This window comes from Noviherbaspirillum sp., from assembly GCF_036563305.1.
GTDB lineage: Bacteria > Pseudomonadota > Gammaproteobacteria > Burkholderiales > Burkholderiaceae_D > Noviherbaspirillum.
This window is the reverse complement of sequence record NZ_DATCMQ010000010.1, coordinates 78,883-104,332: the sequence shown is the minus strand read 5'-3', so window position 1 is coordinate 104,332 and position 25,450 is coordinate 78,883. Positions and strand designations below refer to the sequence as shown.

Here is a 25,450-nt window from a genome sequence, read left to right as displayed (position 1 = left end):
CGGCGGGAACGCCCGTCCATCCCGGAGCAACGCCGGAGCCTCGCCGCCTACTGACAGCCTCGACCGCGACCCTCATGCGAATTGCCATCCTGACCAGGGACAGCAGCGATGCCGGACTGATCGGCGACGTGCTGCGCGCCGCCGGCCATGCCTGCGAAGTCCACGATGAAGCCGGCATCCCGGCAGCGCTCGATGCCGATGCCTGCGACCTGCTGGTTGCCGGCCTGCCACTCTCCGGCAAGCTCATCGATGCCCTGCAACGGCGCCGCCACGAAGGGCGGCCGCTGCCGCTGCTGGTCGTGGGCACACGCGCCGACGAGGACGCGCTGTTCGCGGCCCTTGCCTCGGGGGCCGATGACTACCTGTTCGAACCCGTGCGGCGGAGAGAACTGGCAATCCGCGTCAAACTGCTCCTGAGGCGCTTCCATCCCGCGCCGGATCGCGAACACCTGCAATCCTTCGGCGCCTATGCCTTCGATCCGACATCACGCCAGGCGACGAAGAACGGGGCGGCAATCGACCTGACGCAGAAGGAATTCGACCTCGCGCTGCTGTTTTTCCGCCATCTCGGCAGGCCATTGTCGCGGGCCTTCATTCAGGAGGCGGTCTGGCCTGGCCAACAGGAAATGGACGGCCGCAGCATCGATACCCACGTCTCCCGTGTGCGCACCAAGCTCGGCTTGCGCCCCGAGAACGGATTGCGGCTTTTGCCTGTCTACAGTTACGGCTACCGGCTCGAGCAGCTGGCAGCCTGAACGGGTGCCGGAACGGCTTGCCATGCGCCGGCGTCCGACTGCTTCCGATTTGCCAACACGGCGCCTCGCTTTGTGCCCGTCCGCAACAAGGGATAAAATAGAGGCCCCAAAAAAAATGCCCATCCACCTGCAATGCAGCTCCTCGCCGTAGGCCTCAACCACACGACCGCGCCGGTTTCCCTGCGCGAGAAGGTGGCCTTCCCGGCTGACCAGATCGGTCAGGCGGTGGCGGCGGCGCGTGCGTGGTTCGGCAACGCAGTGGCGTCCGGCGCCTCCGACGAAGCGGCGATCCTGTCTACCTGCAACCGCACCGAGCTCTACGCGGCCAGCCGCGTGCCCGGCGGCGTGGAGGCCGCGATCGACACGACGGCCCGCTTCCTCGCGCAATATCACAAGCTGCCCTACGGCGAGCTGCGTCCCTACCTGTATACGCTGCCGCAGGATAATGCGGTCCGCCATGCTTTTCGGGTCGCTTCCGGCCTCGATTCGATGGTGCTGGGCGAGGCGCAGATCCTCGGCCAGATGAAGGAAGCCGTGCGGCGGGCCGAAGCGGCCGGCGGACTCGGCACCTACCTGCACCAGATGTTCCAGCGCACCTTCGCGGTCGCCAAGGAAGTACGCACCACCACCGAGATCGGCGCCCACAGCGTGTCGATGGCCGCCGCCGCGGTACGCCTGTCGGAACGCATCTTCGACAAGATCGCAGAGCAGAACGTGTTGTTCATCGGCGCCGGCGAAATGATCGAGTTGTGCGCCACCCACTTCGCCGCGCAGAATCCGAAATCGCTGACCATCGCCAACCGCACGCTGGAGCGCGGCGAGACGTTGGCCCACCGCTTCAACGGCAGGGCGATACGCCTGGCCGACCTGCCCGACACGCTGGCGCAATTCGACATCGTGGTGTCGAGCACCGCCTCCTCGCTGCCGATCATCGGACTTGGCATGGTGGAACGCGCGATCAAGGCCCGCCGGCACAAGCCAATGTTCATGGTCGACCTCGCGGTGCCGCGTGACATCGAGTCCGAGGTCGCACGCCTCGACGACGTCTTCCTGTACACCGTCGATGATCTCGGCAGCGCGGTGCAGACCGGTGTCGAAAGCCGCCAGGCTGCAGTCGCACAGGCCGAAGCCATCATCGAAACGCGGGTGCAGTCCTTCATGCACTGGATGGACAGCCGTGCCGTGGTGCCGGTCATCCGCGAGCTGCACGACAGCAGCGAAGCCATGCGGCTGGCGGAAGTGGACCGCGCGCGCAAGCTGCTGGCACGGGGCGAGGACATCGAGACCGTGCTGGATGCGCTGTCAAAAGGCATCACCGCCAAGTTCCTGCACGGCCCGCAGCAGGCGCTGCACAACGCCCAGGGCGACGACCGCGCCCGTCTCGCCGCCCTGCTGCCGCAGTTGTTCCGCACCAAGCGCTAGCGCCCCTCCCCCTGCCGGTGCTGCCGGCGCGCCGCTGCGCCCGGGCGGCGCCTCCCGCATCTCAAACGGAAAAAAACTGATGAAACCTTCAATGCTCGCCAAGCTCGACCAGCTCACCGAAAGGCTGGAAGAGGTGAACAACCTGCTGATGCAGGAAGGCGTGACCGCCGACATGGAGCAGTATCGCAAGCTGACCCGCGAGCATGCCGAACTCGGGCCGCTGGTGTCGCTGTACCGCGACTATGTGCAGGCCGGCAGGGACATCGAGACAGCGCAGGAAATGCTGGCCGATCCGGACATGAAGGAGCTTGCGCAGGAAGAGATCGCCTCGGCGAAGGCGCGCATCGAGCAGCTGCAGGGCGACCTGCAGAAGATGCTGCTGCCGAAGGACCCCAACGACGAGCGCAACATCTACCTCGAGATCCGCGCGGGCACCGGCGGCGACGAGGCGGCGCTGTTCGCCGGCGACCTGCTGCGGATGTACACCCGTTATGCCGAGCGCAACCGCTGGCAGGTCGAGATGGTGTCGGAGTCGCCATCGGAAATCGGCGGCTACAAGGAGGTGATCGTCCGCGTGATCGGCTTTGGCGCGTATTCCCGTCTCAAGTTCGAGTCCGGCGGCCATCGGGTGCAGCGCGTGCCCGCCACCGAGACCCAGGGCCGCATCCACACCTCCGCCTGTACCGTCGCGGTGATGCCGGAGGCCGACGAGGTGGAGGACGTCAACATCAACCCGTCCGAGATCCGCATCGATACCTTCCGCGCTTCCGGCGCCGGCGGCCAGCACATCAACAAGACCGATTCCGCAGTGCGCATCACCCATTTGCCGACGGGGATCGTGGTCGAATGCCAGGACGACCGCAGCCAGCACAAGAACAAGGCATCGGCGCTGAAGGTCCTCGCCGCGCGCATCAAGGACGTGCAACTGCGCGAGCAGCAGGCGAAGGAGGCGGCGACGCGCAAGTCGCTGGTCGGCTCGGGCGATCGCAGCGAGCGCATCCGCACCTACAATTTCCCGCAGGGCCGGATGACGGACCACCGCATCAACCTGACGCTGTACAAGCTCGACTTCATCATGGACGGCGACCTCGACGAACTGACCAATGCCCTGCTGGCGGAGCACCAGGCCGAGCAGCTTGCCGCGCTCGCGGAAGAGGCATAATCAGGAAAGTTGACCGCAGGAACTTATCGCCGGTTGCTTGTTCAAACGGCATAACTTAACGACAAGTAACACCATGAAGACTTCCAGACCCGTCCTCTTCTCCGTTGCCATCATCGCATTTTCCCTGGTGGGATTTGCACTGTACCTGCAGCATGTGAAGGACATGCTGCCCTGCCCATTATGCGTGTTGCAGCGCTACGCCTTCATCGCCGTCGGACTGATCTGCCTGGTGTTTGCACTGCTGCCGCGCGGCGCAACCAAGGCCGGCGCCCTGCTCGGCGCCCTCGGCGCGGTCACCGGCGCGGGCATCGCCGGATGGCACCTGTGGGTGAAGGCCCATCCATCGGTCTCCTGCGGGATCGACCCGCTCGAAACCTCGCTCAACCGGATTCCGACTGCCGAGCTGATGCCCTTCCTGTTCAAGGCCGAAGGCCTTTGCTCGGCCGAGTACGCGCCGGTGCTGGGGCTGTCGGTGCCGCAGTGGTCGTTCGCCTGGTTCATCCTGCTGCTGCTGGTCCTGTTCTGGGCCGCATTCCGCCAAAGCCGCTGAACGTGTTGCACATTGCCCCGGGCACCAGCATCGGCGCGCTGCTGCACAAGCCGCCGCTCGATCCGCTGGAAGCCCGCGTCCTCCTTTCCCATGCCTTGCGGTTGAGCCGGGTGCAGCTGATTACCCGCGCCGAGCAGCCGCTCGGGGAGGAAGACGCGCGGCGTGTGGCGGCGCTCTTCCAGCGACGCATCGACGGCGAGCCGATCGCCTACCTGGTCGGTGAACGGGAGTTCTTCGGACTGATGCTGCACACCACGCCCGAGGTGCTGATCCCGCGCCCGGAGACCGAACTGCTGGTCGAGCTGGCACTGCAATATCTGCCGCAAGGCGGCCGGTTGCTCGACCTGGGAACCGGCTCGGGAGCGATCGCAGTGGCCATCGCGCACGAGCGTCCGGACGCGCAGGTGACCGCAGCGGACACAAGCGTGGCCGCACTGCGCGTCGCCGCACGCAATGCAGAGCGCCACGCCGTAACCGTGCATTTCATCGAAAGCGACTGGTACGCCGCGGTGCCGGACGTCGCTTTCGACGTGATCGTGTCCAATCCCCCCTATATCGTCTCCGGCGACCCGCACCTTTCGCAGGGCGATCTGCGTCATGAGCCGATCGACGCCCTTACCGACCACGGCGACGGGCTCGGTGCGTTGCGGCGGATCGTGGCGGGCGCCCCTGCGCGCCTGCTGCCGCGCGGGTGGCTGCTGATGGAGCACGGCTACGACCAGGCGGCCGCGGTGCGCGCAATGCTGGCGGCCGACGGTTTTTCCCGCGTGCAGAGCTGGCGCGACCTGGCGGGCATCGAGCGGGTCACGGGCGGCGTTTTCGACCAGCGCGGGTAGCGTTGCAGCGGTGCGGTATTTTCGGGCTGTCAAGACTGGCGCGTCCGAAGAAATTGCGTATCATCACCCGCTTGTTTTTCTTCATTCTTCATATTCATGCTGCCATCGATCGAACAACGCCTCGCCGTCGAGCTTGCCGCCAAGCCGGCCCAGGTTGCCGCTGCCATCGCCCTGCTGGACGAAGGCGCAACCGTGCCCTTCATTGCGCGCTACCGCAAGGAAGCCACCGGGGGCCTGGACGACATCCAGCTGCGCCTGCTCGAAGAGCGCCTGCGTTACCTGCGGGACCTGGAAGACCGCCGCTCGGCGATCATCGCGTCGATCGAGGAGCAGGGGAAGATGACGCCGGAACTGCTGGAGGCGATCGTCCACGCCGAGGACAAGACCCGGCTCGAAGACCTGTACCTGCCGTACAAGCCGAAGCGCCGGACCAAGGCGCAGATCGCGGCGGAAGCCGGTCTCACGGCGCTGGCCGACGCCCTGCTTGCAGACCCGTCCCTGAACCCAGAAGTAGAAGCAGCAAAATACCTGCAGCCGGCATTCAGCACGGCCAACGGCGACAATCCCGGCGTGCCGGATACCAAGGCTGCCCTCGACGGTGCACGCCAGATCCTGATGGAGCGTTTCGCCGAAGATGCCACCCTGCTGCAGAACCTGCGCGAGTACCTGACCGAACACGGCGTGGTCGAGTCCAAGGTGGTCGAAGGCAAGCAGGACGAAGGCGCGAAGTTCGCCGACTATTTCGACTATTCGGAAACCATTTCGACCATCCCTTCGCACCGCGCGCTGGCGCTCTTTCGCGGACGCCGGGAAGAAATCCTGAATGTCAGCCTGCGTCTCGACAGCGAGGAGGAAAAGCCCAAGTGGGACGCGCCGCACAATCCATGCGAGGGCCGTATCGCCGCCCGGTTCGGTGTCAGCAACCAGGGCCGTCCTGCGGACAAGTGGCTGGCCGACACGGTGCGCTGGGCATGGCGGGTGAAGGTGTTCATGCACCTCGAGACCGAGCTGATGACCAGCCTGCGCGAACGGGCGGAAGTCGAGGCGATCAACGTCTTTGCGCGCAACCTGAAGGACCTGCTGCTCGCGGCGCCGGCGGGCCCGCGCGCGACCTTGGGCCTCGATCCGGGCCTGCGCACCGGCGTCAAGGTGGCGGTGGTCGACGCCACCGGAAAAGTGGTCGACACCACCACCATCTTCCCGCACCAGCCGCGCAACGACTGGCATGGCTCCCTGCACACCCTGGCGCAGCTCTGCCGCAAGCACAATGTCGCGCTGGTCTCGATCGGCAACGGCACCGCTTCGCGCGAAACCGACAAGCTGGCCCAGGACCTGATCAAGCAGCATCCGGAGCTCATGCTCACGAAGATCGTGGTGTCGGAAGCCGGTGCCTCGGTGTACTCCGCCTCCGAATTCGCCTCGCGCGAACTGCCGGAGCTCGACGTTTCGCTGCGCGGGGCCGTCTCCATTGCACGCCGGCTGCAGGACCCGCTGGCGGAGCTGGTCAAGATCGACCCGAAATCGATCGGCGTCGGCCAGTACCAGCATGACGTGGGCCAGAGCCAGCTCGCGCGCTCCCTCGACGCGGTGGTGGAGGACTGCGTCAACGCGGTCGGCGTCGATGTGAATACCGCGTCCGTGCCGCTGCTGGCCCGGGTGTCCGGCCTGAACGCCAGCGTCGCACAGAGCATCGTCAACTACCGCGACATGAAAGGCATGTTCGCTTCCCGCGCCGACCTGCGTGCCGTGCCGCGGCTCGGCGACAAGACCTTCGAGCAGGCGGCGGGCTTCCTGCGCATCATGAATGGCGCCAACCCGCTTGACGCCTCCGCGGTGCACCCGGAGTCGTACCCGCTGGTTGAAAAGATCCTGGCCGACATCCGCAAGGACGTGAAGGAAGTCATCGGCGACGGCAAGCTGCTCAAGACCGTGTCGCCGGCACGTTATGCCGATGACAAGTTCGGCGTGCCGACGATCACCGACATCCTGAAAGAGTTGGAAAAGCCCGGACGCGATCCGCGGCCGGAATTCAAGACGGCAACGTTCAAGGAAGGCGTGGAAGAGATCCGGGACCTGCGCCCCGACATGATCCTCGAAGGCGTGGTGACCAACGTTGCCGCCTTCGGTGCGTTCGTCGACATTGGCGTTCACCAGGACGGCCTGGTACATATTTCAGCGCTGTCGAATACCTTCGTGCGCGACCCCCATACCGTGGTCAAGGCCGGCCAGGTGGTCAAGGTCAAGGTGCTGGAAGTGGACGAGAAGCGCAAGCGCATCGCGCTGACCATGCGCCTGTCCGACAGCCCGCAGCCGGCCGGCGCCCGCCCTGAGCAGCGCGGCGACCGCAACGATGCAAAACGGCTGTCCCAGCACCAGCAGCGGGTCCCGCAGCCGGTCAACAATGCGATGGCGGCGGCGTTTGCAAAGCTGAAAGGTTGACCTGCAGTACGGGCAAGGGGCGCCGCGCCGGCATCCCTTGCCATCCTGCGCGCGCCTGGCAGCGACGCCCGCGCGAACCGGCATTGCCGGCGATCTCCTCGCCTTTTCCCTATAATGCTGGTTTACACCAAACCTGCAGAGGCAATGCCATGAGCGACGTACATACCTGGATCAAAGAGACCGTTTCCCAGCACCCTGTCGTGCTGTTCATGAAGGGCACTTCCCAGTTTCCGCAATGCGGTTTTTCCGGCCGCGCCATCCAGATCCTCAAAGCCTGCGGCGTTGAGAACATCGTCACCGTCAATGTGCTGGAGGATGCCGACGTGCGCCAGGGAATCAAGGAATTTTCCAACTGGCCTACCATTCCGCAGCTGTATGTGAAGGGTGAATTCGTGGGCGGTTCGGACATCATGTCCGAGATGTACGAATCCGGCGAGCTGCAGACCCTGCTGAAGTCCTGACCGCATTCGCGCGCCGATGCGCCTGATCATTGCCATCACGGGTGCCACCGGCGCCGTCTACGGCGTGCGCCTGCTCCAGGCGCTGCGCGACGCGCCAGATGTCGAAACCCATCTGCTGGTGTCCGACGCCGGGGTGCTGAACCTGCACCAGGAACTGGACATGGGTCGCAAGGAAGTGGAGTTGCTGGCGACGGTCGTCCATAACGTTCGCGATATCGGCGCATCCATCGCCAGCGGCTCCTTCCAGTCGGACGGCATGATCGTCGCCCCCTGTTCCATGCGGACCCTGGCCGGGGTCGCCCACGGCCTCTCCGACAACCTGATTACCAGAGCCGCCGACGTGGTCCTGAAGGAGCGGCGCCGGCTGGTGCTGATGGTGCGTGAAACACCGTTCAACCTCGCACACCTGCGCAACATGACGTCCGTCACCGAGATGGGCGGCATCATCTTCCCGCCCCTTCCAGGCTTCTACCACCGGCCGCAGAGCATCACTGAAATGGTAGATCACACCGTTGGCCGCGTACTCGACCTCTACAGCGTGCCGCATCAGCTCACCCCGCGGTGGAACGGGATGAAGGAAGGAAGCTGAGGCCTCTCGCCGATGCTTGGAATCGGCGTCGCCGCACACCGCTGCGGCCAACAAAAAACCCACGCTCATTGCTGATCGTGGGTTTTTTTCTGGTGCCGGCTGCAGGACTCGAACCCGCCACCTGATGATTACAAATCAACTGCTCTACCTGATGAGCTAAGCCGGCGAAACTGGAACTCGGTATTGTACTTTATTTGATACGGGTAAGTGTAGGACGACCGCCCTTCTTCGGCGGGTCACTGCCGTCGTCAGGGCTTCCGTCCGTCTTTTCCTCGTCGTCGGCTTCTCCGTTTGGCACTGCGGCCAGTGCCGGGCCCTTGGCCGGTGCTTCAGCCGGCTGGACTTCCAGGTCCTCCACGGGAGGCGTGGATGTCGCTTCAAAGGCCATGCCCTGCCCGTTCTCGCGCGCATAGATGGCGACGACATTGGAGACAGGAATCGAGATATCGCGGGATACGCCTCCAAACCTGGCATTGAAGTCGATGTAGTCGTTGCCGAGTTTCAGGCCGCTCGTCGCAGTGAAACTGATGTTGAGCACGATCTCGCCGTTCTTCACGAATTCGCGCGGAACCCGCGTATGGGCGTCAACGGCGGCGGCAATGTACGGAGTGTAACCGTTGTCGGTACACCATTCGTAAATGGCGCGCAGCAGGTAAGGCTTGGTTGAGATTTCCGACATGTTGGCCTGCCCAGGAGTGGCGCCGCGGCCGAAGCCGCGGCGGTTACTGCATTGCCCGTCAGCGGCGCATGACCTTTTCTGACGGCGTCAGCGCTTCGATGTAGGCCGGACGCGAAAAGATGCGCTCCGCATACTTCATCAGAGGCGCGGCGGTCTTCGATAGTTCGATGCCATAGTGATCGAGGCGCCAGAGCAGCGGCGCGACGGCGACGTCAAGCATCGAAAATTCGTCGCCGAGCATGTACTTGTTCTTCAGAAACAACGGTGCGAGCGTCGTCAGGCGGTCGCGTATCTCCGCACGCGCCTTTTCATGGATCTTCTCGGCGCCCTTGCTCTTGTCATTCTCGAGCGCATGCACGTGGACGAACAATTCCTTTTCGAAATTGAACAGCATCAGCCGCGCCCGTGCGCGCATCAGCGGATCAGCCGGCATCAGCTGCGGGTGCGGGAAGCGCTCGTCGATGTACTCGTTGATGATGTTGGATTCGTACAGGATCAGGTCGCGCTCAACCAGGATCGGCACCTGGCCGTAGGGATTCATGACCGAAATGTCTTCCGGCTTGTTGAACAGGTCGACGTCGCGGATTTCGAAGTCCATGCCCTTTTCGAACAGGACCAGGCGGCAACGCTGGGAGAAGGGGCAGGTCGTGCCCGAGTAGAGAACCATCATGGCGCAGTTCCTTAGAAACAAAGGGGTGAGACGTCAACCGGCTCACCCCGAAACAAAGCCCGCCGGCATGACGCCGGCGGGGCAGAAGCATTACTTGACGTCTTTCCAGTATGACCCGTTCAGCAGCCATGCCAGTGTTGCAAACATGCCGAGGAACAGCAGCACCCACACGCCGAGGCGCTTGCGGGCATTCTGTGCCGGCTCGCCCATCCACTGCAGGTAGGCCACCAGGTCGGCAGTCGCGTTGTCGTAGTCCAGGCTGGACAGCTGACCCGGCTTCAGCTGCTCGAAACCGACAAACTTGTGCACGGTCTTGGCGGCATCATGCGGGTCTTTCTCTTCGGCGAACTTGGCACTGCGCACACCCTGGAGCTCCCACAGCACGTGCGGCATGCCGACGTTGGGGAAGACCAGGTTGTTCCAGCCTGTCGGACGGGTGTCGTCCTTGTAGAAGGTGCGCAGGTAGGTGTACAGCCAGTCCGCACCGGAGCCTTCGCCCGATGCCTTTGCCCGGGCGATGACCGACAGGTCCGGCGGCACCGCGCCGAACCAGTCCTTTGCATCCTTCGCGGACATCGACACCTTCATCAGGTCGCCGACCTTCTCGGACGTGAACAGCAGGTTGTCGCGGATCTGGTCATCGGTCAGGCCGATGTCCTTCAGCCGGTTGTAACGCATCGCCGACGCCGAGTGGCAGTTCAGGCAGTAGTTCACGAACAGGCGGGCGCCGTTCTGCAGCGCTGGCAACTCGCGGGTGCGATCGGGTGCCTGGTCGAGCGGGAAAGTGGCTTCCGATGCCAGGACCACCGCAGGCACCAGGGCCAGGACCGCAAACAGTTTTTTCAACAATTTCATGGTTCTTATATTCCTTTTGCGGCTTAGTGCGGCTGGAACGTCACACGGTCGGGCACGGTCTTGAAGGTGCCCGCAGTGCTCCACCACGGCATCAGCAGGAAGAAGCCGAAGTAGATGAACGTGCAGATCTGCGCGACGATGGTACGGCCGGCGGTCGGCGGCAAAATGCCGAGGTAGCCGAGCACCAGGAAGGCAATGCCGAACACCAGGTAGATGTAGCCGTGCCAGACCGGACGGTAGCGGATCGACTTTGCCGGCGAATGATCCAGCCAGGGCAGCGCGGCCAGGATTATCACCGACACGCCCATCAGGACGACGCCCCAGAACTTGGCGTCGAAGATGAACATGGCGACCAGCAGGACGGCTGCAGCCACGACGATCGCGATCTTCACCATGCTGGACAGGCGGGTCTTCACCAGCAGCAGGGCGACATAGGCGACGACGCCGATCTCGAGCGCGTACATGAACTGCGACGTGGTCGCGCGCAGGATCGAGTAGAACGGCGTGAAGTACCAGACCGGCGCAATGTGCGGCGGCGTCTTCAGCGGGTCGGCCGGGATGAAGTTGTTGTACTCCAGGAAGTAGCCGCCCATTTCCGGCGCAAAGAACACCACCGCGCTGAACACGATCAGGAAGATCGAGACGCCGAAGATGTCATGCACCGTGTAGTACGGGTGGAACGGGATGCCGTCGAGCGGCACGCCGTTGGCGTCCTTCTGCTTCTTGATCTCGATGCCGTCCGGGTTGTTGGAACCCACTTCGTGCAGTGCCACCAGGTGCGCCAGCACCAGGCCGATCAGGATCAGCGGAATGGCGATCACGTGGAACGAGAAGAAGCGGTTCAGCGTGGCATCCGACACCACGTAGTCACCGCGGATCCACAGCGACAGGTCCGGACCGATGAAGGGAATCGCGCCGAACAGGTTGACGATCACCTGTGCGCCCCAGAACGACATCTGGCCCCAGGGTAGCAGGTAGCCGAAGAAGGCCTCTGCCATCAGCGCCAGGAAGATGCCCACGCCGAACAGCCACAGCAGTTCACGCGGCTTGCGGTACGAACCGTAGAGCAGCGCCTTCGTCATGTGCAGGTAGACCACGATGAAGAATGCCGATGCGCCGGTCGAGTGCATGTAGCGGACGAGCCAGCCCCAGGGCACGTCGCGCATGATGTATTCGACCGAAGCGAATGCAAGGTTTGCATCCGGCTTGTAGTGCATCACCAGGAAGATGCCGGTGACGATCTGGATTACCAGCACCAGCAGTGCGAGCGACCCGAAGATGTACCAGAAATTGAAGTTCTTCGGCGCATAGTATTCGGATACATGTGCCTTCCAGGTGGACGACAGCGGAAACCGCTCGTCGACCCACTGCAGCGCGCGGCCCGAGAGCGGAACCGGCGTTCCCTGCGGTTTGTGTTGTGTCGCCATTTAATTACGCCTCGCCTTTCTCGTCTTTGCCAATGACCAGCTTGGTGTCGCCTTCGAACATGTACGGCGGGACCTGGAGGTTGTCTGGTGCCGGCACGTTCTTGAAGACGCGGCCGGCAAGGTCGAAGGTGGAGCCGTGGCAGGGGCACAGGAAGCCGCCGACCCAGTCATCCGGCAGCGACGGCTGTGCGCCGGGTTGCAGCTTGGTGGTCGGCGAGCAGCCGAGGTGGGAGCAGATGCCGACGGCAACCAGGATGTCGGGCTTGCGCGAACGGTGCTGGTTGCGTGCGTACTCGGGGGTCAGTTCTGCGGGATTGCGCTCGGAATTGGGATCCGCAAGCTGCCCTTCGGTCTTCTTCAGCGACTCGACCATTTCAGGCGAGCGCTTCAGAATCCAGACCGGCTTGCCGCGCCATTCGACCGTGCGCATCTCGCCGGGGGCGAGGCCCGCGATATCCACTTCCACCGGAGCGCCGGCTGCCTTCGCCCGCTCTGACGGCTGGAAGGTGGACACAAAGGCCCCCGCGGTGGCCAGTCCAGCCACCCCGCCCGCCGCTGCAGTGGCGACGAGCAAGCCGCGTCGACCGGAATCGACCTGCTTTTCGTTACTCATACCAACCCCAATCTATGAAAAAGCTGTACAAAACTTCTAGCAACCTTAGATTATAACTGACGGCGTTTCCGAATTAAAGCGGGTTTCCTTCGGAGAATCAAAACGAAGGGAACTTCCTGGTGGCGCATCAAGTGCCGCTTCGCTGCCAGCCGGTGCCGGAAAGGATGTTTTCATCGACAATGGCGAACAAGGCGGAGGCGTTCCCTCCTCTTGTTGCCATTTTTTTATTTTTATCTGAAAGGTACGCGATGGGCATGCTGTCGGAGTTCAAGGCATTCGCAATCAAGGGAAACGTGATCGACCTGGCGGTCGGCGTCATCATCGGAGCGGCCTTCGCCAAGATCGTCGACTCGCTGGTGCAGGATGTGATCATGCCTGTGGTGGGCAAGGTGGTGGGCGGCCTCGACTTCAGCAGTTACTACATTCCCTTGAACGGCCAGGGCACCATGCTGAGCCTGGCGGAAGCGAAGAAGGCCGGAGCCGTGCTTGCGTATGGCAGCTTCATCACTATCCTGCTGAACTTCCTGATCCTGGCATTCATCATTTTCCAGATGGTCCGCGCGATCAACAAGGCACGGCGGGCGACCCCGGCACCGGAAGCCCCGCCCCCGGCTCCGGTACCGGAGGATATCCTGCTGCTGCGCGAGATCCGCGACGCGCTGAAGAAATAGGCGACTACCGCGGGGTGCGCTCGAAACGGAGCAAGCCGCGCCGGTGCGCCTCGAATACCGCCTCGCCGCGGGAGTGCACCGACAGTTTGCCGTAGATGTTCTTGATGTGGGTCTGAACGGTGCCGACGGATACGGACAGCAGTCTGGCGACTTCACTGTAACTGTCGCCCTTGGCGATGAGGTCGAGGATGACCGTCTCCCGCTTCGTCAGCCGGGTCACTGCGGCGTCTTCCTGGCTGACCGCCGGGGGCAATTCCGCCACCTGCCGGGCCCGCAGCCTTGCCAGCACCATGCGGGCAATGGTCGGGCTCATGGGAGAGCCGCCATTGCGCAGATCGAGGATGGCCCGCACGATATCCGTGCTGCCGGCGTTCTTCAGCACGTAGCCGGCGGCACCGGCCTCGATGCAGGCGACGACGTTCGCCTCGTCGCTGGACATGGAGACCACCATGATGTCGGTTTCGGGCCGGCGGTCGGCGCAGGCGCGGATCACCTCGAGTCCCGAACCGTCCGGCAGGCCAAGATCGACCATCAGCACGTCGGCGGAGCTGCGCTCGAGCCAGTCGAGTGCGGCTTTCACGCTATCGAGCGCGTCCAGCAGCGTGAGTTGCGGCGCCGAGCCGACTGCAAGGCAGAGCGTTTTGCGCGTCACCGGGTCGTCCTCCACAATCAGCACCCCGATGGGCTGCCGCAATCCCTGATCCTGCATGATGTTTCCCTTGTTTATTATCCTTACCATCATATCGGGAATTCATCGACCGTTGGTTCAAATCCCTATACAGGATTGGGGATATCGATGAAGCGGTGGGCAATCCCGAAATGCTGCGTGAGGTGCTCGCCTAGCGCCTGAACGCCATAGCGCTCGCTCGCGTGATGGCCGCAGGCGAGGTATGCCACGCCGGACTCGCGCGCCAGGTGCACGGTCGGTTCCGAGATCTCGCCGCTCAGGTAGATGTCGGCGCCGCCCGCGATGGCGGCGTCCAGCATGCTGTGGGCAGCGCCGGTGCACCATCCTATCCTGCGCACCTGCCGGGCAGGATCGCCCACCAGCAGCGGCGTGCGTCCGAGCCGATGCTCGACCAGCCGGGCGAGCTCGCCGGCGGTGGCCGGTCCGCCCGGCTCCACCGCCCCGAGCCAGCCGATGCCGTCGTCGCCGAAGCGGCCGTCGGCCCGCAGGCCGAGCCGCGCGGCGAGCTGGGCGTTGTTGCCGAACACCGGATGCATGTCGAGCGGCAGGTGATAGGCGAACAGGTTGATGTCGCGGTTCAGGAGCAGGCGCAGGCGCTTCTGCTTCGGGCCGACCACGCGCGCATCCTCCCCCCGCCAGAAGTAACCGTGGTGCACCAGGATCGCGTCGGCGCCCGCCTCGGCGGCCGCCTCCAGCAAGGCGAGACTGGCGGTCACGCCCGTGACGAGGGAGCGGATCTCGGACCGTCCTTCAACCTGCAAGCCGTTTGGGCAATAGTCGCGAAAACGGTTAATATCGAGCGTTTGCTCGAGATATTTTGCAAATTCGGTCCTGGCTACCGGTCCTCGGTTCATTTTCGTTCCTCTTCTTCAAGCATCTATGCGACGTCTTTGGCTCTTGTTCGCCCAGACCGTAACCGTCGGTCTGGCGTTCTGGTTCATTGTAGCGAGCCTCAAGCCCGAGTGGGCCGGCACACTGCTGCGCGAGCGCCAGCAGAGCCAGGTCGCCACGACGTCCGTGCCCGTGCTGCAGGCGCCGGTCCAGGGCGGGCCGCAGTCGTCCTATCGGGAGGCGGCGCAGCGGGCGATGCCGGCGGTCGTCAATATCTTCACCACCAAGGGGGCGCGCCAGCCGAAATCCCCGTTCATGGACGATCCGCTGTTCCGGCGCTTCTTCGGCGATCCGCAGGAAGACCGGCAGTTCAGCCTCGGATCGGGAGTGGTGGTCAGCCCCCAGGGCTATGTCCTGACCAACAACCACGTGATCGAGACCGCGGACGAGATCGAGGTCGCGCTGGCGGACGGCCGCAAGGCGGATGCCAAAGTGGTCGGTACGGACCCCGAGACGGACCTCGCGGTCATCAAGATCAGCATTGACAACCTGCCGGCAATCACGCTCGGCAATGCGGAGCAGGCCAAGGTCGGCGACGTGGTGCTGGCCATCGGCAACCCCTTTGGCGTCGGGCAGACGGTCACCATGGGCATCGTTTCCGCACTCGGTCGCAACCATCTCGGCATCAACACCTTCGAAAACTTCATCCAGACGGACGCCGCGATCAATCCGGGCAATTCCGGCGGCGCGCTGATCGACGTGCAAGGCAACCTGTTGGGAATCAATACCGCCATCTATTCGCGCAGCGGCGGTTCGCTCGGCATCGGTTTCGCGATCCCCGTCTCGACCGTCAAGGACGTGATGGAGTCGATCATCGCGACAGGTCAGAAGGTACGCGGCTGGATCGGCGTGGAGCCGCAGAACATCACGCCGGAACTGGCGGAAAGCTTCGGCCTGTCGCGCAAGTCGGGGGCCATCATCGCGGGCGTGCTGAAGAACGGCCCCGCCGACAAGGCGGGCATCCGCCCCGGCGACATCCTTGTCGCGGTGGACGCCAAACCGGTATCCGACACGACGGCGATGCTGAACCTGATCGCGCAGCTCACACCGGGCAGCAAGGCGAGGCTGACCGTGGTGCGCAAGAACCAGGAGTCGACCATCGACGTCACCGTCGGGAAGCGGCCGAAGCCACGACGCGAAGAGCAGGAGTAAGGCGATGCATACGCGGGACCTGATCCAGTTCCTGTCCGAGCTGGCCGAGAACAACAACCGGGCCTGGTTCGTGATGAACAAGCCGCGCTACGACATCCTGCGCGCCGAATTCCTGGAACTGGTCGCCGGACTGATTGCCCAGGTCAGCAAATTCGATCCGTCGGTGGCGGACTGCAATCCGAAGAAGGCGCTGTTCCGGATCAATCGCGACATGCGCTTCTCACGGGACAAGAGCCCCTACAAGACGACCTTCTCCGCCGCCATCACCGCCAGCGGCCTCAAGAAGCCAAGCCAGGGCGGCGGCCCCGCCTACTACTTCCATATCGACGCCAACGGCATGCTGCTGGTGGCCGGCGGCGAGTACATGCCGCCGGCTGACCGCCTGAAGGCGATTCGGCAGCATGTGGTCGACGACGCTGCGGGTTTCTCGAAACTGCTGAAGAACAGGAAACTGAAGGAAAGCTACGGCGACCTGCAGCAGGAGGGAAAGCTGGCACGGCCGCCGAAAGGCTTCGACGCCGATGCGCCGCACGTCGAGTACCTGAAGCTGAAAAGCTTCATCGTATGGAAGGAGGTCAGTCTGGCCGGACGCATCCCGCAGGACCTCGCCAAGGAGATTGCCGCCGGGTTCAAGGACGCCTACCCGCTGGTGGCGTGGCTGCGCGAGACGATACCGGTCTAAGCCGTTTCTTCGGGCGCCTGCGTGGCCCTGGCGAACATCGGCGCGACGATGATGCCGAACTCGTACAGCAGGCACAGCGGCACCGCCAGCAGCAGCTGGCTCATGACGTCGGGCGGCGTAATCACGGCGGCGATCACGAACGCGCCGACGATCACGTACGGCCGGATTTCCTTCAGCTTCTCCACCGTGACCAGGCCCATCCGTACCAGCACGATGACGACGATCGGCACTTCGAAGGTCAGCCCGAATGCAATGAACAGCGTCATCACGAAGCTGAAATAGCTTTCGATGTCCGGCGCCACCGAGATGGATTTCGGCGCGAACTCGTTGATGAACTTGAAGATGACGCCGAAGACGAAGAAATAGCAGAACGCGATCCCCGCCAGGAACAGCAGCGAGGACGAGATCACGAGCGGCATCACCAGCTTCTTTTCATGCGTGTAGAGGCCCGGCGCAATGAAGGCCCAGGCCTGGTAGAGCACCACCGGCAGGGCGATGATGAAGGCGACCAGCAGCGTCACCTTCACCGGGATCAGGAACGGCGTGATGACGCCGGTGGCGATCATCTGGCTCCCCTCGGGCAGCGCCAGCATCATGGGCGCCGCCAGCAGGTCGTAGATCGGGCCGGCCCAGGGCATCAGGCAGAGGAAGACGACGATGATCGCGATCGAGGCCCGCATGACGCGGCTGCGCAACTCGACCAGGTGCGAGATGAAAGTGTCTCCCTCGCCCGGCGTATTTTGGTCTTCTGTCATCAGTGGAAGGAGGCGGTGGTTTTGCGTACGCCGGAGGGACGGAATCGGGCTACCCGCGCGGCGCCGGAAATCACCCGGGTGCGCCGGCCGTTCTGTTTCTTGTACCACGCAGGAATGGCGGATGTGCGGGCCAGCCGCTTCTTGCGAAAGTCCTTGGCCTTGGCAGCGATCTGCTCGGGCGTTTCCGGCTCCAGCAGAGGATTGGACAAGGCGCTGTGGACCTCGCCTTCAAGGCCGGCAAGGTCCTTTGCGATCGTCTGCTCGACGTCGCTGGCGGCTTCCTGCACGTCCTTGTGCATCTTGCGCAGTTCTTCGAGCTCGATCTCCCGGCTGACCTCGGATTTCACGTCGTTGATGTAGCGCTGCGCGCGTCCGAACAGGGTGCCCGCCATGCGGGCGACCTTGGGCAGGCGTTCGGGGCCGACAACGACCAGCGCGACGACACCGATTAGGGCAAGTTTGGAAAGACCGAGATCAATCATGGCGTGTGGGTCAGGCGGGACGGGCAGGCGCTACCGGACGCCCGGCCACATGCTCCCCGCGACGACCTCGTCAGCTCTTCTTTTCGTTGGCGTCGACGTCGATCGTCGCCTTTTCATTCTGCGCGGATTTCTCATCCTCGCCCTTGACGCCGTCCTTGAAGCCCTTGACGGCCTTGCCGAGGTCGGAACCCATGTTGCCGAGCTTCTTGGTGCCGAAGATCAGCATGACGACGACCAGCACGATCAACCAGTGCCAGATGCTAAATGAACCCATTGCTTTCTCCTGGAAGGGACCTTGTCGTCCCGTAAATCAACTGCTGCGCAACCGCGGTGGATCTACCGCTGACCGCGCCACGGCCGCGGGCCGCCGATAACGTGCAGATGCAGATGGTACACCTCCTGGCCACCGTCCGGTCCGGTATTGAAAAGCGTCTTGAACCCCCCGCTGCCGATACCGTCACCGTTCGCGACATAGCCGCATCCATGTTCCTGCGCCAGCTTTGGCGCCAGCAACATCATTTTACCCAACAATGCCGCATGGCTCTGCCCGCAGTCGGCCAGTGTAGCGACATGTTGTTTCGGAACGATTAAAAGATGCACGGGCGCAGCGGGATTGATGTCATGAAAGGCAATCAGATCCTCGTCCTCGTACACCGTCTTCGAGGGGATTTGCTTGGTCGCGATCTTGCAGAATATGCAGTCCGTCATGTCGTCTCCGATTAGGTGTGAAGGATGTCCGCCGGTCGCCGGGCTCAGCCGCGGCTCGCTTTTTCCTCGATCCCCGAGATGCCCTCGCGCCGCGCGAGCTCGTCCAGCACATCCTGAGGCTTGAGGTTGAAGTGCGCGAGCATCACCATCGAGTGGAACCAGAGGTCTGCGCATTCGTACAGCAGCTTGGCGCTGTCGGCGCCGGCGCGCACGTCCTTGGCGGCAAGCACGGTCTCGGTGGCTTCCTCGCCGATCTTCTTGAGGATGGCATCGTCGCCCTTGGCGAACAGGCGGGCGACGTAGGATTTGTCCGGGTCGCCGCCGTTCGCCAGCTTGCGGGATTCGATGATTTCGGACAGTCGTTTCAGGGTATCGCTCATGGTGGTTTCGGCCTCGCGGCGGGACTGCGGTACGGTGGTGCCCGGGCTATTTGTAGATGCGCTCAGGATCCTTCAGCACCGGCTCGACGGCATGCCAGCCATTGCCGTCGAACTGCTGGAAGAAACAGGAATGGCGTCCGGTGTGGCAGGCGATGGCGCCGGCCTGCTCGACCTTCAGCAGCACCACGTCCTCATCGCAGTCGAGCCGGATCTCGTGCACTTTCTGGGTATGGCCGGATTCCTCGCCCTTGTGCCAGAGCTTCTTGCGGGAACGGCTCCAGTACACGGCCTCGCCGAGTTCGACGGTGCGCGCCAGGGCCTCGCGATTCATCCAGGCAAACATCAGCACATCGTTCGATCCGAGCTCCTGGGCGATCACCGGCACCAGACCGTTCTCATCCCAGCGCACTTTACCGAGCCACTCCGGCAGGGCGCTGCTCATGCTTGCCTCACGGGGATGCCCTGCCCGGCCATGTAGTCCTTTGCTTCCTGCACGGTATGCTGCCCGTAGTGGAAGATGCTGGCGGCCAGCACCGCGTCGGCCTTGCCGATCCTGATGCCGTCGGCCAGGTCCTGCAGGCCGCCGACTCCGCCGGAGGCGATGACCGGAATCGACACCGCATCCGACACGGCGCGGGTCAGGTCGAGATCGAAGCCGCTGCGGGTGCCGTCGCGGTCCATGCTGGTCAGGAGGAGTTCGCCGACCCCGATGCTCTCCATCTTGCGCGCCCATTCGACGACGTCCAGGCCGGTTGCCTTGCGCCCGCCGTGGGTGAAGACCTCCCAGCGGCCCTCGGCGCCGCGCTTGGCGTCGATCGCCACCACGATGCACTGCGAACCGAACTTCTGCGCCGCGTCCTGCACCATCTGCGGGTTGGCGATGGCGGTGCTGTTGATGCTGATCTTGTCGGCGCCCGCGTTGAGCAGGCGGCGCACGTCGTCCACCGTGCGCACGCCGCCGCCGACGGTGAGCGGAATGAATACCTGCGAGGCGACGTCCTCGATGATGTGCAGGATCAGGTCGCGGCCGTCAGAGGTGGCGGTGATGTCGAGGAAGGTCAGTTCGTCGGCGCCCTGCTCATCGTAGCGGCGCGCGATCTCCACCGGGTCGCCGGCGTCGCGCAATTCGACGAAATTGACGCCCTTGACGACGCGGCCGGCGGTCACGTCGAGGCAAGGGATGATGCGTTTTGCCAGGGTCATGCTTGGTCTTCTTCGGCCTGTTCCTGGCCGGTCAGCGCGTCGGCCCGCTTCTGCGCTTCCCGCAGGTCCAGGGTGCCTTCATAGATGGAGCGGCCGCAGATCACGCCTTCGATGCCTTCGTCCTGCACCGCGCACAATGCCTCGACGTCCTTGATGTTGTGGACGCCGCCGGAGGCAATGACCGGGATCGTCATGCTCTGCGCGAGCTTCACGGTGGCTTCGATATTGACGCCGCCCATCATGCCGTCGCGGCCGATGTCGGTGTAGACGATGGCTTCGCAGCCGTAGTCCTCGAATTTCTTCGCCAGGTCGATCACCTCGTGCCCGGACAGCTTGCTCCAGCCGTCGGTCGCGACCTTGCCGTCCCTGGCGTCGAGGCCGACGATGATCTGGCCGGGGAAGGCGCTGCAGGCGTCGTGCAGGAAGCCCGGGTTCTTCACCGCGGCGGTGCCGATGATGATGTAGGACAGGCCGTCGTCGAGGAAGCGCTCGATGGTGTCGAGATCACGGATGCCGCCGCCGAGCTGGATCGGGATCTCGTCGACGCCGGCCTCCGCGGCAAAATCGCGCACGGCCTTGATGATGGCCTTCACTGCGGGCTCGTTCTTCGGCTTGCCGGCGAACGCGCCGTTGAGGTCGACCAGGTGCAGGCGGCGGGCGCCTTGCGCCAGCCAGTGCCGCGCCATCTGGCCGGGGTCGTCGGAGAATACGGTCGCTTGGTCCATGTCGCCCTGTTTCAGGCGTACGCAATGACCGTCCTTGAGGTCGATGGCAGGTATCAGCAGCATGGCTACGGTTCGATCGGGTTGGTTGGGTTAATGGTTGTTCAATCGCTTGCGACTACGGATTCCAGTGTACGAAATTCTTGTACAACTGCAGGCCTGCAGTTGCGCTTTTCTCCGGGTGAAACTGGGTAGCGAAGATATTGTCCTTGGCAACCGCGCACGTGAAGGGTGCACCGTAGCTGGTTTCGCCGGCCGTGAAATCCGGTGCGGCGGGCACTGCGTAATAACTGTGCACGAAATAGAAAAAACTGTCATCCGGGATGCCTCGCCACATCGGGTGGTCCTGCGTCTGGCGCACGGTGTTCCAGCCCATCTGCGGCACCTTGAAGCGGGAGCCGTCCTCCTGCAGCCGGCCGTCGAGCCGGAAGCGCACCACCTTGCCGGGGATGAGCCCGATCCCGGGCGTGTCGCCCTCCTCGCTCCAGTCGAACAGTAACTGCTCACCCACGCACACGCCCAGCAGCGGCTTGGTGCGGCTGGACGCGACGACCGCCTCCTGCAGGCCCGACTCGCGCAGGCTGCGCATGCAGTCGGGCATCGCCCCCTGCCCCGGCAGCACCAGCCGGTCGGCGCTCCTGATGTCTTCCAGCTCGCCCGAAATGCGCACGTCCGCCTCGGGCGCGACATGCCGCAGCGCCTGCGCCACCGAGCGCAGGTTGCCCATGCCGTAATCCACTACAACGATCTTGTTCATGTCTGATTTTGCAAAACCGGCGCAGTACGCCGTACTACAGGCTGCCCTTCGTCGACGGGATCGTCCCTGCGGCACGCGGATCGAATTCCGCCGCCATGCGCAGTGCCCGGCCGAAGGCCTTGAACACGGTCTCGCACTGGTGGTGCGCGTTGTCGCCCCGCAGGTTGTCCACGTGCAGCGTCAGCTGCGCATGGTTGACGAACCCCTGGAAGAACTCGCGGGCGAGGTCGACATCGAATCCGCCGATCATCGCGCGGGTGAACGGGATGTGGTACTGCAGGCCCGGGCGTCCGGAGAAGTCGACGACGACGCGCGACAGGGCCTCGTCGAGCGGCACGTAGGCATGGCCGTAGCGGCGCACGCCCTTCTTGTCGCCGAGCGCCTTGGCGAAGGCCTGGCCGAGCGTGATGCCGACGTCCTCCACCGTGTGGTGGGCGTCGATGTGCAGGTCACCCTTGGCCTCGATGTCGAGGTCGATCAGCCCGTGGCGGGCGATCTGGTCGAGCATGTGGTCGAGGAACGGGACCCCGGTGTTCAGCTTCTGCTGACCGGTGCCGTCGAGGTTGATCAAGACGCGGATTTGCGTCTCGTTGGTATTGCGGGTGACCTCTGCAACGCGTGGCGTGGACATGGTTAAGCGGGTGCGGTTGATGTTGAAGCGAGCGACGCCTTGAAGGCATCGAGGAAAATCGTGTTCTCTTCCGGGGTGCTGACGGTCACCCGCAGGCAGTTGTGGAGCAATGGGTGCATTTTACCGACATTTTTCACCAAAACCTTGTGGGCAAGAAGTCCGGCAAATACCGCATCACTACGCGCGGCAGGCGCTTCGGCCACGCCGATACGTACCAGCAGGAAATTGGCGGCGGAAGGAAACACCGTCACGCCCGGCAGGACTGCCAGCGATTGCGCCAGCAGGCCGCGCTGCTCGCGGAGCTGCGCGGCCTGGGCGTCGAGGACGGCGACATGGTCGAGCACGAACTCGGCCGCGGCCTGCGACAGCACATTCACATTGTAGGGCGGGCGTACCTTCTCGAACTCGGTCAGCAGCGCATCGGACGCCGACATGTAGCCCAGCCGGATCCCGGCTAGGCCAAGCTTGGACACCGTGCGCATCACGACCAGGTTCGGGAATTCCGCCAGGCGAGGCATGTAGCTGGCCTGCGCAAACGGCTGGTAGGCTTCGTCGACCACCACGATGCCGCTGTCGCCCACCGCGCGGATGATGTCGTCCATGTCCGCACTGTCGAACAGGTTGCCGGTCGGGTTGTTCGGATAGGCGAGGTAGGTGATGGCCGGGCGGTGCTCGGCGATCGCCGCCAGCATCGCCTGCTTGTCCAGGCTGAAGTCCGGCTTCAGCGGCACGCCGACAAATTCCAGGCCGGCGAACTTCGCCGACATTGCATACATGACAAAACCGGGCAACGGCGCCAGCACCCTCGCGCCGGGCTTTGCGCAGGCAACCGAGACCATGCTGATCAGTTCATCGGAGCCGTTGCCGAGCGTGAGGCCGTAGCCGGCCGGGACGCCGAAGCCGGCCTGCAGCCCGGCCTTCAGCCTGGCGTAGGACGGCACCGGGTAGCGGTTCATCGCAACGTCGGCCAGCCGGCGGCCGAGTTCTTCCCGCAGCGCCGGCGGCAGCTGGTACGGGTTTTCCATGGCATCCAGCTTGACGTAGCCTTCGGAGTCCGGCACATGGTAGGCCGCCAGCGCGCGGATTTCGGGGCGGATGATATTGTCGATCAATGGCATGGGATCCTCAGGCAGCTTCCGGCTTTTCCAGCCCGGCGAGGCGGTTCTCTATCAGTTCACAATAGTCGGGATTCAGCTCGAATCCCACGAAATTCCGGTCGCAGCGGCGCGCCGCAACCGCCGTGGTGCCGCTGCCCATGAAGGGATCGAGCACGATGCCGCCGGGCGGGCAGGATGCCTTCACCATGCGCTCGACCACTTCCAGCGGCTTTTGCGTCGGATGGTCGGCGCGCTCGCGGTGTTCGCGGTGCAGTCGCGACACGCTCCAGACATCCTTCGGGTTGTAGCCGACTTCGAGCCACTTGGCGCCGACGAAGATCGAGCGCGACCTGGCCTTCTTGGTCTCCGCATCATAGGGAATGCGCACCGCGTCGAGGTCGAAATAATAGTCCTTCGCCCTGGCAAAGAAGCCGATGGTGTCGTGCACCGACGAGAAGCGACGGGTGCTGCCGCCCATCGACGGCACCCTGCGATCCCAGATGATCTCGTTGATCATCGTCATGCGCTGCTTCAGCATCACGAAGATTTCCGGCGAATAGCGCCAGGTCAGGAAGATGTACAAGCTGCCGTTGGCCTTCAACTTCGGCAGCGCGGCGTCCACCCAGTGCGCGGTCCACGCCAGATAGGCTTGCGCATCCAGCTTGTCGGAATCGTTGCCGTAATCCTTGCCGAGCCCGTACGGCGGATCGGCAATCAGCAGGTCGATGCTGGCGTCCGGGATGCGCGCAAGTCCTTGCAGGGCATCCTCGCAGAAGACGCGGTTGAGCCAGGCGCCCATTCAGCGTCGCCCGCCCTGCGGCGCGATGGCCTTGCCGGGCGCAGCAGGCACGGCGCTCATTTCAGCCGGTACTCGGCGGAGCCGGCATGGGCCTGCAGCCCTTCGCCGTAGGCGAGTTCGGCCGCCACCTTGCCCAGCGTGCGGGCGCCCGCCTCGCTGACCTGGATGATGCTGGACCGCTTCTGAAAATCATAGACGCCAAGCGGCGACGAGAAGCGCGCGGTGCGCGATGTCGGCAACACATGGTTGGGGCCGGCGCAGTAGTCGCCCAGCGATTCGGACGAGAAGCGGCCGAGGAACATGGCGCCCGCATGACGTATCCGGTCGGCCCAATGCTGCGGGTTCTCGGCCGAGATTTCGAGGTGTTCGGCGGCGATCAGGTCGGCGATCTCGCAGGCCTCCTCCATGTCGCGCACCTTGACCAGCGCCCCGCGGTTGGTGAGCGAGGTGCGGATCACCTCCTTCCGCGGCATCGCGTCGATCTGACGGTTGATGCTTTCCTCCACCCGCGCGATGTAGCCGGCGTCGGGGCAGACCAGGATCGACTGCGCCAGCTCGTCATGCTCCGCCTGCGAAAACAGGTCCATGGCGATCCAGTCGGGGTCGGTGCTGCCGTCGCACAGGACAAGGATCTCGGACGGCCCGGCGATCATGTCGATGCCGACGATGCCGAATACCCGGCGCTTCGCCGCCGCCACATAGGCATTGCCGGGGCCGACGATCTTGTCGACCTGGGGAATGGTGGCGGTGCCGTAGGCCAGCGCACCGACCGCCTGCGCACCGCCGACGGTGAAAACGCGATCGACGCCGGCGATGGCGGCAGCGGCCAGCACGAGCGGGTTCTGTACGCCGGCCGGCGTCGGCACCACCATGATCACTTCCTGCACGCCGGCCACCTTGGCGGGAATCGCGTTCATCAGCACCGAGGACGGGTATGCGGCCTTGCCGCCGGGGACATAGATGCCGACCCGGTCGAGGGGCGTGACCTTCTGGCCGAGCACGGTGCCGTCGGCCTCGGTGTAGGTGAAGCCGTCGCTGCCGGTTTCCGCCTTCTGCCGCTGGTGATAGTCGCGCACGCGATCCGCCGCGACCTGCAGCGCGGCGCGGCGTTGCGGCGCCAGCGACGCGAGCGCGGCACGCAGCGCGTCCTGTCCGATTTCCAGCGCGGCCACCGAGACGGCGTCCAGCTTGTCGAAGCGGTTGGTGTAGTCGAGCACTGCGGCATCGCCCCGTGCCTTCACGTCGGCAAGGATCTGCGCGGCGGCGCGATCGATGGCTTCATCCTCGCCTGCCTCGAAGGCAAGGACGGCGGACAGCTGGTCCCGGAAGCCGGGCGCGGTGGAATCGAGTTTGCGGATCTGGATGGCCATGGTG

At 64.1% G+C, this 25,450-nt stretch carries 31 protein-coding genes and 1 tRNA gene; 11 read left to right on the top strand and 21 right to left on the bottom strand.

Annotation, left to right across the window (positions count from 1 at the left end; all coding sequences use genetic code 11):
• The first annotated feature begins 74 nt into the window (after positions 1-74).
• The 8 genes from VIM12_RS07840 to VIM12_RS07805 all read left to right on the top strand — a co-directional run bounded on the left by VIM12_RS07840 (position 75) and on the right by VIM12_RS07805 (position 8,214).
• Positions 75-755 (top strand): response regulator transcription factor, encoded by a 681-nt coding sequence (locus VIM12_RS07840; protein WP_331941054.1) that lies wholly within the window; start codon positions 75-77, stop codon positions 753-755.
• Between the two features lie 132 nt (positions 756-887).
• Complete coding sequence (gene hemA, locus VIM12_RS07835; protein WP_331941053.1) at positions 888-2,177, top strand: glutamyl-tRNA reductase; 1,290 nt, start codon at positions 888-890, stop codon at positions 2,175-2,177.
• Between the two features lie 79 nt (positions 2,178-2,256).
• Entirely contained in the window at positions 2,257-3,339 is a 1,083-nt protein-coding gene (gene prfA / locus VIM12_RS07830; protein ID WP_331941052.1) for a peptide chain release factor 1, read from the top strand.
• A gap of 73 nt (positions 3,340-3,412) precedes the next feature.
• A complete protein-coding gene (locus tag VIM12_RS07825) occupies positions 3,413-3,889 on the top strand; it encodes a disulfide bond formation protein B (protein WP_331941051.1) in 477 nt (158 codons plus the stop codon).
• Complete coding sequence (prmC, locus tag VIM12_RS07820; protein ID WP_414691768.1) at positions 3,886-4,725, top strand: peptide chain release factor N(5)-glutamine methyltransferase; 840 nt, start codon at positions 3,886-3,888, stop codon at positions 4,723-4,725. The genes VIM12_RS07825 and prmC overlap by 4 nt, the downstream gene beginning before the upstream one ends.
• A 96-nt stretch (positions 4,726-4,821) precedes the next feature.
• Positions 4,822-7,164 carry a Tex family protein gene (locus VIM12_RS07815; protein ID WP_331941049.1) on the top strand — a complete coding sequence of 781 codons (2,343 nt, stop codon included), beginning with the start codon at positions 4,822-4,824 and terminating at the stop codon, positions 7,162-7,164.
• Between the two features lie 149 nt (positions 7,165-7,313).
• Complete coding sequence (gene grxD / locus VIM12_RS07810; protein ID WP_331941048.1) at positions 7,314-7,625, top strand: Grx4 family monothiol glutaredoxin; 312 nt, start codon at positions 7,314-7,316, stop codon at positions 7,623-7,625.
• Between the two features lie 16 nt (positions 7,626-7,641).
• Positions 7,642-8,214, top strand: coding sequence for a UbiX family flavin prenyltransferase (locus VIM12_RS07805; RefSeq protein WP_331941047.1), 573 nt, complete (start codon positions 7,642-7,644; stop codon positions 8,212-8,214).
• Between the two features lie 90 nt (positions 8,215-8,304).
• Here the strand turns inward: VIM12_RS07805 and VIM12_RS07800 are convergent.
• The 6 genes from VIM12_RS07800 to petA form a co-directional block, all read right to left on the bottom strand.
• Positions 8,305-8,380, bottom strand: a tRNA-Thr gene (locus VIM12_RS07800).
• 24 nt (positions 8,381-8,404) lie between these two features.
• Positions 8,405-8,893 carry a ClpXP protease specificity-enhancing factor gene (locus VIM12_RS07795; protein WP_331941046.1) on the bottom strand — a complete coding sequence of 163 codons (489 nt, stop codon included), beginning with the start codon at positions 8,891-8,893 and terminating at the stop codon, positions 8,405-8,407.
• A gap of 58 nt (positions 8,894-8,951) precedes the next feature.
• A complete protein-coding gene (locus VIM12_RS07790; protein ID WP_331941045.1) occupies positions 8,952-9,563 on the bottom strand; it encodes a glutathione S-transferase N-terminal domain-containing protein in 612 nt (203 codons plus the stop codon).
• A gap of 90 nt (positions 9,564-9,653) precedes the next feature.
• Positions 9,654-10,418 (bottom strand): cytochrome c1, encoded by a 765-nt coding sequence (locus tag VIM12_RS07785; protein WP_331941044.1) that lies wholly within the window; start codon positions 10,416-10,418, stop codon positions 9,654-9,656.
• A gap of 23 nt (positions 10,419-10,441) precedes the next feature.
• A complete protein-coding gene (locus VIM12_RS07780; protein WP_331941043.1) occupies positions 10,442-11,845 on the bottom strand; it encodes a cytochrome bc complex cytochrome b subunit in 1,404 nt (467 codons plus the stop codon).
• A 4-nt stretch (positions 11,846-11,849) separates the two neighbouring features.
• The gene (gene petA / locus VIM12_RS07775) at positions 11,850-12,458 is read right to left on the bottom strand and encodes a ubiquinol-cytochrome c reductase iron-sulfur subunit (RefSeq protein WP_331941042.1); all 609 of its coding nucleotides are present in this window, start codon (positions 12,456-12,458) and stop codon (positions 11,850-11,852) included.
• Between the two features lie 248 nt (positions 12,459-12,706).
• Here petA and mscL point away from each other — a divergent pair, with 248 nt between their 5' ends.
• Positions 12,707-13,129 carry a large conductance mechanosensitive channel protein MscL gene (mscL, locus tag VIM12_RS07770; RefSeq protein WP_331941074.1) on the top strand — a complete coding sequence of 141 codons (423 nt, stop codon included), beginning with the start codon at positions 12,707-12,709 and terminating at the stop codon, positions 13,127-13,129.
• A gap of 4 nt (positions 13,130-13,133) precedes the next feature.
• Here mscL and VIM12_RS07765 read toward each other — a convergent pair whose 3' ends face one another.
• Both VIM12_RS07765 and VIM12_RS07760 read right to left on the bottom strand, forming a co-directional pair.
• Entirely contained in the window at positions 13,134-13,838 is a 705-nt protein-coding gene (locus VIM12_RS07765; RefSeq protein WP_331941041.1) for a response regulator transcription factor, read from the bottom strand.
• Between the two features lie 65 nt (positions 13,839-13,903).
• Positions 13,904-14,671 carry a Nif3-like dinuclear metal center hexameric protein gene (locus VIM12_RS07760; protein WP_331941040.1) on the bottom strand — a complete coding sequence of 256 codons (768 nt, stop codon included), beginning with the start codon at positions 14,669-14,671 and terminating at the stop codon, positions 13,904-13,906.
• 25 nt (positions 14,672-14,696) lie between these two features.
• Between VIM12_RS07760 and VIM12_RS07755 the strand changes: the two genes are divergently transcribed.
• Both VIM12_RS07755 and VIM12_RS07750 read left to right on the top strand, forming a co-directional pair.
• Positions 14,697-15,860: a Do family serine endopeptidase gene (locus tag VIM12_RS07755; RefSeq protein WP_331941039.1), complete on the top strand. Its 1,164-nt coding sequence runs from the start codon at positions 14,697-14,699 to the stop codon at positions 15,858-15,860.
• Between the two features lie 4 nt (positions 15,861-15,864).
• Positions 15,865-16,542 carry a DUF2461 domain-containing protein gene (locus VIM12_RS07750; protein WP_331941038.1) on the top strand — a complete coding sequence of 226 codons (678 nt, stop codon included), beginning with the start codon at positions 15,865-15,867 and terminating at the stop codon, positions 16,540-16,542.
• Here VIM12_RS07750 and tatC read toward each other — a convergent pair.
• The 13 genes from tatC to hisD all read right to left on the bottom strand — a co-directional run bounded on the left by tatC (position 16,539) and on the right by hisD (position 25,446).
• Positions 16,539-17,297, bottom strand: coding sequence for a twin-arginine translocase subunit TatC (tatC, locus tag VIM12_RS07745; protein ID WP_331941037.1), 759 nt, complete (start codon positions 17,295-17,297; stop codon positions 16,539-16,541). The two genes, VIM12_RS07750 and tatC, sit on opposite strands and share 4 nt — an antisense overlap.
• Positions 17,297-17,779 carry a Sec-independent protein translocase protein TatB gene (gene tatB, locus VIM12_RS07740; RefSeq protein ID WP_331941036.1) on the bottom strand — a complete coding sequence of 161 codons (483 nt, stop codon included), beginning with the start codon at positions 17,777-17,779 and terminating at the stop codon, positions 17,297-17,299. Before tatB ends, tatC begins: the two co-directional genes overlap by 1 nt.
• Positions 17,780-17,849: 70 nt before the next feature.
• On the bottom strand, positions 17,850-18,053 hold the full coding sequence (gene tatA, locus VIM12_RS07735) for a Sec-independent protein translocase subunit TatA (RefSeq protein ID WP_331941035.1): 204 nt from the start codon (positions 18,051-18,053) through the stop codon (positions 17,850-17,852).
• A 62-nt stretch (positions 18,054-18,115) separates the two neighbouring features.
• On the bottom strand, positions 18,116-18,487 hold the full coding sequence (locus VIM12_RS07730) for a histidine triad nucleotide-binding protein (protein WP_331941034.1): 372 nt from the start codon (positions 18,485-18,487) through the stop codon (positions 18,116-18,118).
• A 44-nt stretch (positions 18,488-18,531) separates the two neighbouring features.
• Positions 18,532-18,867, bottom strand: coding sequence for a phosphoribosyl-ATP diphosphatase (locus VIM12_RS07725; protein ID WP_331941033.1), 336 nt, complete (start codon positions 18,865-18,867; stop codon positions 18,532-18,534).
• Between the two features lie 46 nt (positions 18,868-18,913).
• Entirely contained in the window at positions 18,914-19,309 is a 396-nt protein-coding gene (gene hisI / locus VIM12_RS07720) for a phosphoribosyl-AMP cyclohydrolase (protein WP_331941032.1), read from the bottom strand.
• On the bottom strand, positions 19,306-20,070 hold the full coding sequence (gene hisF / locus VIM12_RS07715; RefSeq protein WP_331941031.1) for an imidazole glycerol phosphate synthase subunit HisF: 765 nt from the start codon (positions 20,068-20,070) through the stop codon (positions 19,306-19,308). The genes hisI and hisF overlap by 4 nt, the downstream gene beginning before the upstream one ends.
• Complete coding sequence (gene hisA, locus VIM12_RS07710) at positions 20,067-20,858, bottom strand: 1-(5-phosphoribosyl)-5-[(5-phosphoribosylamino)methylideneamino]imidazole-4-carboxamide isomerase (protein ID WP_331941030.1); 792 nt, start codon at positions 20,856-20,858, stop codon at positions 20,067-20,069. The genes hisF and hisA overlap by 4 nt, the downstream gene beginning before the upstream one ends.
• A gap of 52 nt (positions 20,859-20,910) precedes the next feature.
• Entirely contained in the window at positions 20,911-21,549 is a 639-nt protein-coding gene (hisH, locus tag VIM12_RS07705) for an imidazole glycerol phosphate synthase subunit HisH (RefSeq protein WP_331941028.1), read from the bottom strand.
• 34 nt (positions 21,550-21,583) lie between these two features.
• Positions 21,584-22,180: an imidazoleglycerol-phosphate dehydratase HisB gene (gene hisB, locus VIM12_RS07700; RefSeq protein WP_331941027.1), complete on the bottom strand. Its 597-nt coding sequence runs from the start codon at positions 22,178-22,180 to the stop codon at positions 21,584-21,586.
• Positions 22,181-22,182: 2 nt separating this feature from the next.
• Entirely contained in the window at positions 22,183-23,298 is a 1,116-nt protein-coding gene (gene hisC / locus VIM12_RS07695) for a histidinol-phosphate transaminase (protein WP_331941026.1), read from the bottom strand.
• Positions 23,299-23,305: 7 nt separating this feature from the next.
• Entirely contained in the window at positions 23,306-24,076 is a 771-nt protein-coding gene (locus VIM12_RS07690; protein WP_331941025.1) for a site-specific DNA-methyltransferase, read from the bottom strand.
• A 56-nt stretch (positions 24,077-24,132) separates the two neighbouring features.
• Complete coding sequence (gene hisD / locus VIM12_RS07685) at positions 24,133-25,446, bottom strand: histidinol dehydrogenase (protein ID WP_331941024.1); 1,314 nt, start codon at positions 25,444-25,446, stop codon at positions 24,133-24,135.
• Positions 25,447-25,450 lie beyond the last annotated feature (4 nt).

What these genes read in the sequence shown, in the direction of transcription:
- VIM12_RS07725 (WP_331941033.1), bottom strand. Translation starts at nt 18,867, where the DNA reads ATGAGCGATACCCTGAAACGACTGTCCGAAATCATCGAATCCCGCAAG.
- VIM12_RS07755 (WP_331941039.1), top strand. Translation starts at nt 14,697, where the DNA reads ATGCGACGTCTTTGGCTCTTGTTCGCCCAGACCGTAACCGTCGGTCTG.
- VIM12_RS07690 (WP_331941025.1), bottom strand. Translation starts at nt 24,076, where the DNA reads ATGGGCGCCTGGCTCAACCGCGTCTTCTGCGAGGATGCCCTGCAAGGA.
- hisC (WP_331941026.1), bottom strand. Translation starts at nt 23,298, where the DNA reads ATGCCATTGATCGACAATATCATCCGCCCCGAAATCCGCGCGCTGGCG.
- mscL (WP_331941074.1), top strand. Translation starts at nt 12,707, where the DNA reads ATGGGCATGCTGTCGGAGTTCAAGGCATTCGCAATCAAGGGAAACGTG.
- hisB (WP_331941027.1), bottom strand. Translation starts at nt 22,180, where the DNA reads ATGTCCACGCCACGCGTTGCAGAGGTCACCCGCAATACCAACGAGACG.
- hisF (WP_331941031.1), bottom strand. Translation starts at nt 20,070, where the DNA reads ATGACCCTGGCAAAACGCATCATCCCTTGCCTCGACGTGACCGCCGGC.
- petA (WP_331941042.1), bottom strand. Translation starts at nt 12,458, where the DNA reads ATGAGTAACGAAAAGCAGGTCGATTCCGGTCGACGCGGCTTGCTCGTC.
- VIM12_RS07765 (WP_331941041.1), bottom strand. Translation starts at nt 13,838, where the DNA reads ATGCAGGATCAGGGATTGCGGCAGCCCATCGGGGTGCTGATTGTGGAG.
- VIM12_RS07795 (WP_331941046.1), bottom strand. Translation starts at nt 8,893, where the DNA reads ATGTCGGAAATCTCAACCAAGCCTTACCTGCTGCGCGCCATTTACGAA.
- tatA (WP_331941035.1), bottom strand. Translation starts at nt 18,053, where the DNA reads ATGGGTTCATTTAGCATCTGGCACTGGTTGATCGTGCTGGTCGTCGTC.
- VIM12_RS07790 (WP_331941045.1), bottom strand. Translation starts at nt 9,563, where the DNA reads ATGATGGTTCTCTACTCGGGCACGACCTGCCCCTTCTCCCAGCGTTGC.
- VIM12_RS07805 (WP_331941047.1), top strand. Translation starts at nt 7,642, where the DNA reads ATGCGCCTGATCATTGCCATCACGGGTGCCACCGGCGCCGTCTACGGC.
- VIM12_RS07730 (WP_331941034.1), bottom strand. Translation starts at nt 18,487, where the DNA reads ATGACGGACTGCATATTCTGCAAGATCGCGACCAAGCAAATCCCCTCG.
- tatB (WP_331941036.1), bottom strand. Translation starts at nt 17,779, where the DNA reads ATGATTGATCTCGGTCTTTCCAAACTTGCCCTAATCGGTGTCGTCGCG.
- hemA (WP_331941053.1), top strand. Translation starts at nt 888, where the DNA reads ATGCAGCTCCTCGCCGTAGGCCTCAACCACACGACCGCGCCGGTTTCC.
- VIM12_RS07785 (WP_331941044.1), bottom strand. Translation starts at nt 10,418, where the DNA reads ATGAAATTGTTGAAAAAACTGTTTGCGGTCCTGGCCCTGGTGCCTGCG.
- hisD (WP_331941024.1), bottom strand. Translation starts at nt 25,446, where the DNA reads ATGGCCATCCAGATCCGCAAACTCGATTCCACCGCGCCCGGCTTCCGG.
- grxD (WP_331941048.1), top strand. Translation starts at nt 7,314, where the DNA reads ATGAGCGACGTACATACCTGGATCAAAGAGACCGTTTCCCAGCACCCT.
- VIM12_RS07825 (WP_331941051.1), top strand. Translation starts at nt 3,413, where the DNA reads ATGAAGACTTCCAGACCCGTCCTCTTCTCCGTTGCCATCATCGCATTT.
- tatC (WP_331941037.1), bottom strand. Translation starts at nt 17,297, where the DNA reads ATGACAGAAGACCAAAATACGCCGGGCGAGGGAGACACTTTCATCTCG.
- hisI (WP_331941032.1), bottom strand. Translation starts at nt 19,309, where the DNA reads ATGAGCAGCGCCCTGCCGGAGTGGCTCGGTAAAGTGCGCTGGGATGAG.
- prfA (WP_331941052.1), top strand. Translation starts at nt 2,257, where the DNA reads ATGAAACCTTCAATGCTCGCCAAGCTCGACCAGCTCACCGAAAGGCTG.
- VIM12_RS07840 (WP_331941054.1), top strand. Translation starts at nt 75, where the DNA reads ATGCGAATTGCCATCCTGACCAGGGACAGCAGCGATGCCGGACTGATC.
- hisH (WP_331941028.1), bottom strand. Translation starts at nt 21,549, where the DNA reads ATGAACAAGATCGTTGTAGTGGATTACGGCATGGGCAACCTGCGCTCG.
- VIM12_RS07815 (WP_331941049.1), top strand. Translation starts at nt 4,822, where the DNA reads ATGCTGCCATCGATCGAACAACGCCTCGCCGTCGAGCTTGCCGCCAAG.
- VIM12_RS07750 (WP_331941038.1), top strand. Translation starts at nt 15,865, where the DNA reads ATGCATACGCGGGACCTGATCCAGTTCCTGTCCGAGCTGGCCGAGAAC.
- VIM12_RS07780 (WP_331941043.1), bottom strand. Translation starts at nt 11,845, where the DNA reads ATGGCGACACAACACAAACCGCAGGGAACGCCGGTTCCGCTCTCGGGC.
- VIM12_RS07760 (WP_331941040.1), bottom strand. Translation starts at nt 14,671, where the DNA reads ATGAACCGAGGACCGGTAGCCAGGACCGAATTTGCAAAATATCTCGAG.
- hisA (WP_331941030.1), bottom strand. Translation starts at nt 20,858, where the DNA reads ATGCTGCTGATACCTGCCATCGACCTCAAGGACGGTCATTGCGTACGC.